Annotated in this window: 2 protein-coding genes; both read left to right on the plus strand. The window is 53.3% G+C overall.

Annotated elements, in window-relative coordinates; all coding sequences use genetic code 11:
* Positions 1–208, plus strand: a 208-nt coding sequence (locus VBE63_RS30985; RefSeq protein ID WP_323686777.1) for a restriction endonuclease subunit S, incomplete at its 5' end; no start/stop codon positions are given.
* Position 209: 1 nt separating this feature from the next.
* Complete coding sequence (locus tag VBE63_RS30990; RefSeq protein WP_323686778.1) at positions 210–644, plus strand: PIN domain protein; 435 nt, start codon at positions 210–212, stop codon at positions 642–644.
* Positions 645–688: the final 44 nt, after the last annotated feature.

Here is a 688-nt window from a genome sequence, read left to right on the forward strand (position 1 = left end):
TAGTGCCGGCAGTACCCGATATAACATAGGTCAAGAAACGCTGAGCGCAATAGTCGTCTTGATCCCTAGTCTTCCGGAACAACAAAAAATCGCCAACTGCCTCTCCTCCCTCGACGCACTGATCGCCGCCCAAGCCGACAAACTCAACGCCCTCAAGACCCACAAGAACGGGCTGATGCAGCAGCTCTTTCCACATTCGAAGGCGTGATATGAGACTCTATCTCGACAGCTGCCTCTTCAACCGACCCTACGATGACCAGAGTCAGATCCTCATTCGGCTGGACACGGAAGCCAAGCTCCAGATACAACAACTCATTCGTAGCGGCCTGCACCCATTGATCTGGTCATACATCCTCGACTACGAGAATGCCAGGAATCCCTACGAAGAGCGCAGCACGCAAATCGGCACTTGGAAGCGTTACGCCGAGATTGATATCGCCGAATCTCCCGAGCTTCTCCAGCGAGCCAAGGAGTTCAACCAACTGGGTCTAAAAAAGATGGATGCCCTGCATCTGGCTTGTGCGGTCGCCGCTGAGGCCGACGCATTCTTGACGACCGACAAAGGCATTCTCAAAAAGGCGCCTGCGGTGAAGTCTGTTCGTATCCAGGATCCCATCGACTTTCTCAGAGAACAATCCTTATGATGACCGATAGCGAAATCCGCCAAAAAGGCGTGCAACTGCTGGCT

Source organism: Lamprobacter sp. (genome assembly GCF_034860625.1).
Taxonomy (GTDB): domain Bacteria; phylum Pseudomonadota; class Gammaproteobacteria; order Chromatiales; family Chromatiaceae; genus Lamprobacter.

Excerpts from the sequence above, each read along its gene's own strand:
- VBE63_RS30990 (WP_323686778.1), top strand. The coding sequence starts at position 210 with ATGAGACTCTATCTCGACAGCTGCCTCTTCAACCGACCCTACGATGAC.